6 protein-coding genes are annotated in these 6,668 nt (G+C 35.9%); all 6 read left to right on the top strand.

The window, feature by feature from the left end:
• The first annotated feature begins 72 nt into the window (after positions 1 to 72).
• Positions 73 to 1,452 (top strand): cytochrome P450, encoded by a 1,380-nt coding sequence (locus tag AC5JMK_RS11290; RefSeq protein WP_096679462.1) that lies wholly within the window; start codon positions 73 to 75, stop codon positions 1,450 to 1,452.
• A gap of 73 nt (positions 1,453 to 1,525) precedes the next feature.
• Positions 1,526 to 2,905, top strand: a complete 1,380-nt coding sequence (locus AC5JMK_RS11285; protein WP_096679460.1) for a cytochrome P450 — start codon at positions 1,526 to 1,528, stop codon at positions 2,903 to 2,905.
• A gap of 108 nt (positions 2,906 to 3,013) precedes the next feature.
• On the top strand, positions 3,014 to 3,901 hold the full coding sequence (locus AC5JMK_RS11280) for an SDR family NAD(P)-dependent oxidoreductase (protein ID WP_495910099.1): 888 nt from the start codon (positions 3,014 to 3,016) through the stop codon (positions 3,899 to 3,901).
• Between the two features lie 37 nt (positions 3,902 to 3,938).
• The gene (locus tag AC5JMK_RS11275; protein WP_495910098.1) at positions 3,939 to 5,327 is read left to right on the top strand and encodes an MATE family efflux transporter; all 1,389 of its coding nucleotides are present in this window, start codon (positions 3,939 to 3,941) and stop codon (positions 5,325 to 5,327) included.
• 38 nt (positions 5,328 to 5,365) lie between these two features.
• Positions 5,366 to 5,593 (top strand): MbtH family protein, encoded by a 228-nt coding sequence (locus tag AC5JMK_RS11270; protein WP_096679456.1) that lies wholly within the window; start codon positions 5,366 to 5,368, stop codon positions 5,591 to 5,593.
• Positions 5,594 to 5,610: 17 nt separating this feature from the next.
• Complete coding sequence (locus tag AC5JMK_RS11265) at positions 5,611 to 6,495, top strand: oxidoreductase (protein WP_495910097.1); 885 nt, start codon at positions 5,611 to 5,613, stop codon at positions 6,493 to 6,495.
• Positions 6,496 to 6,668 lie beyond the last annotated feature (173 nt).

The raw sequence follows: 6,668 nt of genomic DNA, 5'->3' as shown, positions 1-6,668 counted from the left end.
AACTCAAAAATAAAGGCGACGCTGTCATCACAATTTAAATGCATAACAGCTTAATAGGAGTCAAAGAAACTGATGAAACTACCTCCTGGACCGAAAATACCATTTTGGCTACTAAGTTTGCAATTCGAGACTAATCCTTTTAGTTATTTGGATGCTATTTCTCAACGTTATGGTGATATTGTTACCATAATGTCTGATTCTACGCCAATTGTTTACATCAGCAATCCTTCAGGGATCAAAAATATTTTTACAAATACCAAAGAAATTATAGCTAGAGGTGAATTGAACCAAAATTTCGCTTTGATCACAGGAAATCAAGGAGTCCTGCAACTTGATGGTTTAATTCACAAAAATCGGCGTAAACTCTTAATGCAAGCTTTTCATGGAGCGCGGATGCAAGCCTGTGGGCGAAGTATTTGCGAACTCACAGAAAAGATCATGAATAAACAAGTTATTGGAAAACCTTTTGTAGCATATTCAGTCATTGAAGATATTACTTTCCAAGTAGGAATAGAACGGGTAATTGGTTTACAAGAAGGAGAACGCTATGACAAAATTAAATATTTATTTGCATCTTTGCTGAAACTCGATAGACAATCTCTGATAGTTAAAATTTTTAGCAAAATTTTTGGAGAAAAAGATTTAGGTCGATGGAGTCCACAAGGATACCTCCTTCACTTACGGCGAGAACTTTTTCAATTGTTATTAACTGAAGTTGAAGAACGTCGTCAGCAAGCAGATTTCTCACGCACTGATATACTTGGGGATTTGATATTTGCTTGTGATGAAACAGGTGAAAAGTTAAGCAATGAAGAGGTGCGTGATCTTTTATTATCACCCATATTTGCAGCTGTTGATGCTTCTGGAACTGCTATTAGTTGGTCTTTGTACTGGATTCATCGCTTAAGAGATGTGCGAGAAAAATTACTCAAAGAACTTGATAGTCTTGGTGAAAACACAGATCCTATGAGCATTGTTACATTACCTTATTTAAGTGCTGTATGTAATGAGATTTTGCGAATTTACCCAACTCAATTGTTTACATTTCCCAGATTGGTAGAATCAACCGTTGAGATTATGGGCTATGAACTACATCCCGGTACGATAGTTATTGGTAATATTTATGCAACCCATCAGCGTGAAGATTTATATCCAAATTCCAAACAATTTCAGCCAGAGCGCTTTTTAGAAAAACAATTTTCTCCCTACGAATTTTTGCCATTCGGTGGCGGTTCTCGTGTGTGTATTGGTGCGAATTTTGCCTTATTTGAAATGAAACTTATACTAGCAACTATTCTTTCACGCTATCAATTAGAGTTAGTTAGTCAACGCCCAGAACGTCCTAAATTTGCAGGTTTGATTTGTTCTCCTGCTAGTGGTGTGAAAATGGTTATGCGTAATCATCGTCAGGATAAAGGACAGTTTCAGTCATTAGTTTCTGGTTTAGTTTAGCCTTTGAATATAATTTTAACTCGCTTTTATTGATATATATTTCTGAATTAAATCATCGAATTAAACAATATTTATGACACTACCACCGGGACCGAAAATACCCTTGTGGCTGCTACGTCAGCAGCTCGATACTAATCCCCTTGGCTGTTTGGATACTATTTACAAACGCTATGGCGACATTGTCACTATTATGTCTGGTTCGACACCAGTTATTTACGTCAGCAATCCTTCAGGAATAAAGCAGTATTTAACTAATACCAAAGAAATTACAATCTCTAGTCTTCCTCCAGGAAATTCCCCAATTACAGTTGGACAGATGGGACAGCAAGGAATTCTTCATATTGAAGGTTTAGTTCACAAACATCGTCGTCCTCTGTTAATGAAGGCTTACCACGGAGAACGGATGAATGCTAGTGGTAAAAGTATTTGCGAACTCACCCAAAAAATTATTAGTCAACAGGCGATCGCAAAAACTTTTATTGCCCATGAAATTCTATCAAAAATTACCTTACAAATAGCTATAGAAGTTGTGATTGGATTGCGAGAAGGAGAGCGTTATGAAAAAATTAACGAACTATATACCTCTTGCATTAAATATGAAAAATTTTGGCTATTTGATCTCACAACAAAATTGCCTTTTACACAAGTGAATTTAGGTCGGCTCAGTCCGTGGGGATACCATAGGTATCTCCTCAAAGAAATTTTCCAATTCTTATATAGTGAAATCCAAGAACGCCGTAAAGAAGCAGATCCTTCACGCAATGATATGCTCTGCGATTTGATATTTGCTTGTGATGAAACAGGTAAACCATTTAGCGATGAAGAGGTACGCGATCTTCTGTTTTTGCCAATATTAGCAAGTCGGGATGGTGCAACACATTCACTGACCTGGTTCTTGTACTGGGTTCACCGTTTACCAGATGTCCGCGAAAAATTGCTTGAAGAACTCGATAGCCTGGGTGAAAATCCAGATCCTATGAAGATTGTTGCATTACCCTACCTCAATGCTGTTTGTAATGAGTCTTTACGAATTTATCCCAGTCCAATATTTTCACTGCCGAGGGTGGTAGTGTCACCAGTAGAAATTATGGGTTATGAGTTAATTCCGGGTACAGTACTCATTACCAATATTTATTCCACACATCAACGTGAAGATGTATACCCAGAGCCAAAACAATTTAAGCCAGAGCGCTTTCTAGAAAAAAAATTCTCTCCCTATGAATTTATACCTTTTGGTAGCGGCGCTCGTAGTTGTATCGCAGGGTCTTTTTCTATATTTCAAATGAAGCTTGTGCTAGCAACAATTCTTTCAAACTATAAATTAGGGCTGGTTAACAAGCGACCAGAACACCAAGAACATTCCAATGATCAATGTTACGCCAAAACTGGTGTGAAGATGCTTATGCATGGTCGGCGTCCAGCATCAAATAAAGCCACAGCAACTTGTTTTTGATTTGAACAAGAGTATAGGTGTGTAAGGGTGTGGGGGTGTAGGAGGAGTTATATTTTCAGGTTTAGTTTTTGGATTTAATTATTTATTCATGTCTTGGAAAAAATCTGTATGAATCAGAATCATAAAGGCGCAGTTGTTATTACAGGGACATCTACCGGTTTAGGTCGAGTGACGGCGCTTTCACTCGCCAAGCAAGGATATCACGTTTTCGCTGGAGTCCGTACACAAAAAGATGCAGAGTCACTAAAACAGGTTGCATCTGGTGATTTAACACCCATGATCATGGATATCACAAAAGCCGAAGAAATTAAATCTGCATTTGAATTTGTCTCGCTAGCGGTTGATGATGAAGGATTATTCGCATTAATTAATAACGCAGTTGTCGCAGTAGATGGGCCATTAGAATGTATTCCTATAGATGATATTAGATTTAATTTTGAAGTTAATGTTATTGGACAAATTGCAGTCATACAAGCATTCTTACCATTAATCCGAAAAGCCAAAGGTCGTATCATCAATATTAGTGCAATTTGTGGCAGATTAGCTCTACCTTATAGAAGTCTTTTATCTGCTTCAAAATTTGCCATTGAAGCACTTACAGATTCCTTACGAATGGAATTATATTCTGGTGGAATTGAAGTTATTTCCATATTACCAGCAGGAATTATAACCCCAGAACAGGCTGATAAAGTAGAAGCTAGTTATCAGCAAACACTAGCGAATATGTCACCGGAAATTAAAGCTATATATGGCAAGAATTATCAAATATATATGCAAGGTTCGGTAGAAGACAATCGTAGCGCAGGTTTACCACCTGAAAAAGTGGCAAATACCATTTTGCAAGCTTTGTCAGCTTCCAAACCTAAAAGACAATATTTCGTCGTGCAATCATCATGGCGTCTCAATTTGTATGCTTTGTATAAAAGATTAGTACCACATCAATATTTTTATGACAATTTTTATCAAGATATGCGAAAAGGAATGGGATTTGATTAATATTTTACATCTCTTTTATTTGAGTTGAAGATAAAATATGACCATTACTAAGATGACTGAGTATAAACAAAATCAAATCACAAATGAAATCCTAGAAGGCAATCTTGTTAGGTTGATGTTTAAGTTATCAATTCCTAGTACTCTAGGGGTATTGATGCTGAGTTTGAACACTTTTATTGATGCTTTATTTGCAGGTAGATTTATTGGTGAAAATGCATTAGCTGGTATTTCAATTGCATTGCCACTGACAAGTATAATCAATGGATTTGCTCTCTCTATTGGAGTAGGTTCTGCTTCTCTTCTCAGTCGATCTGTTGGTTCTGGAGATACCAAAACTCAGTCTAAAATATTTAGTAATTTAATAGTGATGAGTGTTGCGATCGCAACACTCATCACTATTATTGGTTACAGTTTTGGGAAAGAATTAATTTTATTGATGGGAGGCAATGGTGAAGTTGCTTTAGAAGGTACAAAATACTTTAAAACTTATATATTAGGTTCAGTATTTTTGATATTAGCAGAAGCTTGTAGTCGGGTGATTAAATCAGAAGGCAAAATTAAGTTAACTACAATGTTTGATTGGCTATTTGTTATTATTAATATTGTTTTAAATTATATATTTATTAGTCTATTTAATTGGGAAACACAAGGAATTGCTCTTGCTACAGTTATAGCAATGATTGTTTATAGTATTGCTAATTTAGCTTATTTTATTTTTGGTAAAAGTTCGGTTCCTGTTATTTTCAAAACAAGAGCGATCGCCATAGATATAATAGGTGCAATATTGTCAGTAGGAATATCAGAACTCTTTTATCCATTCACAATCTTGCTTCAAGATTTCGTAGTTTTCAACCTGATTTCTAACTATGGTACAAATAGTGATATTGCCTTCTTTGGAGCAACAGTAAAAGTATCTTCCTTTGTATTTATTCCCATCATTGGTTTTGCCCAAGCACTACAACCCATAATTGGTATGAATTATGGCGCACAAAATTATCAAAGGGTAAAAAAATCATACTTAACTTTTGCAATCATTGGAACTATTTTGTCAATATTTATTTGGTTGCCTTTACAATTACTACCGAAGGCATTTTTGGGCTTGATTCTACCAGATGTTAACTTTACCCAAAATGATGTAGTGAATTTTATTATCTTGAGTATATTAATTCCTATTTGGCCTTTAGCATACTTTAGCAATACTCTTTTCCTATCTATAGGCAAAGGTAAAACTGTGTTAGTAGTTATTTTGTTAAGAAGCATAATTTTAATTGTACCAATAGTACTTTTATTTTCCAAGACATTAGGTGTAAGAGGTATATATTATGGTATGCTTGTTGCAGATATTTTATTTATGTTAGTTGTATTTGGATTAACATTTCTAGAATTTCAATGTTTAAATTTGCTCAGAGTAAAAGCTAGTAAATAGAGATAAAAGCATAAATAATCAAAATAAACAGGTCAATTATGTATCAAGACGACAAAGAAGACACAACAATTTACAAAGTTGTAGTAAATCACGAAGAACAATATTCTATTTGGCCATCTGACCGCGAAAATCCTCTTGGTTGGAAAGATGTAGGGAAAAACGGTTTGAAGCAAGAGTGTCTGAACTATATCAAAGAAGTATGGACTGACATGAGACCGCTTAGTCTCCGCAAAAAGATGCAGGAAATGGCTGATAACCACCAGTAAGTAAAGGGAGAATTTTTATGGTAACATCCTCAATTTCTCAAAAACGGGTATGGTTTATTACTGGTAGCTCGAAGGGTTTAGGTCGAGCATTAGCAGAAACAGTGCTTGATCGGGGTGAGATTGTGGTGCTAACCGCAAGGAATCCAGAGCAGATAGAAGATTTAGCAGCAAGTTTTCCAAATCAAACATTAGCGGTGCAACTTGATGTCACTAAACCTGAAGAGGTAAGGGAAGCGGTAAAACAAGCAATTACCAATTTTGGGCGCATTGATGTACTTGTTAATAATGCTGGATATGGTGTTTTAGGAGCAATAGAAGAAGTCAGCAATGAAGAAGTTCGTCGTCAGTTTGAAACAAACTTTTTTGCTGTTTTAGAAGTGCTACGAACAGTACTACCTCATATGCGAAAACAACGTAGTGGACACATTATTAATGTTTCATCAGTGGGTGGCTTTGTGTCTTATGCTGGCACGGGAATTTATAATGGTACTAAATTTGCCATTGAAGGTATTTCTGAAGCATTAGCTCAGGAAGTTACACCGTTGGGTATCAAAATCACAATTGTTGAACCTGGTGCGTTTCGTACAGATTTTGTTAAACGTTCTCTGGCCATAAGTGATATGCAAATTGATGACTATGAAGCAGTTATTGGTACTATGCGTAAAGGTGCGCGGGATATCCTAGATCTGAAATTGGAATTTAACGAACCAGGTGATCCAAAAAAAGCAGCTCTAGCAATGATGAAAGCAGTTGATAGTGATAATCCACCACTGAGATTAGTGCTAGGAGAAGATGCAATTTCTGCTATTAATACCAAGCTGGATTCAGTCAAAGCTGAACTAGATGCTTGGACTGAAGTCTCTGTTGATACTACTTTTGATGAGGTTGTACTTACCAAATAGTTATCCTGAAATCTTTTGCACATAGCTGTAGCGATTAGAAATCGCCACAGCTATGTGCAAAATCTTAGTATCTATATTTTTCACAGCACATGATAAATTTACAACTTTAAAACCCGATATTAGACTCGTCCGGAATATGATTTAGGTACAAAAAAATGGTAGAAAGTAAAATT

It is taken from the genome of Pelatocladus sp., from assembly GCF_059505505.1.
Note: the sequence above shows the minus strand (reverse complement) of the source record. Positions and strands in the feature narration are given on the sequence as shown.

Excerpts from the sequence above, each read along its gene's own strand:
- AC5JMK_RS11290 (WP_096679462.1), top strand. The coding sequence starts at position 73 with ATGAAACTACCTCCTGGACCGAAAATACCATTTTGGCTACTAAGTTTG.
- AC5JMK_RS11285 (WP_096679460.1), top strand. The coding sequence starts at position 1,526 with ATGACACTACCACCGGGACCGAAAATACCCTTGTGGCTGCTACGTCAG.
- AC5JMK_RS11280 (WP_495910099.1), top strand. The coding sequence starts at position 3,014 with ATGAATCAGAATCATAAAGGCGCAGTTGTTATTACAGGGACATCTACC.
- AC5JMK_RS11275 (WP_495910098.1), top strand. The coding sequence starts at position 3,939 with ATGACCATTACTAAGATGACTGAGTATAAACAAAATCAAATCACAAAT.
- AC5JMK_RS11270 (WP_096679456.1), top strand. The coding sequence starts at position 5,366 with ATGTATCAAGACGACAAAGAAGACACAACAATTTACAAAGTTGTAGTA.
- AC5JMK_RS11265 (WP_495910097.1), top strand. The coding sequence starts at position 5,611 with ATGGTAACATCCTCAATTTCTCAAAAACGGGTATGGTTTATTACTGGT.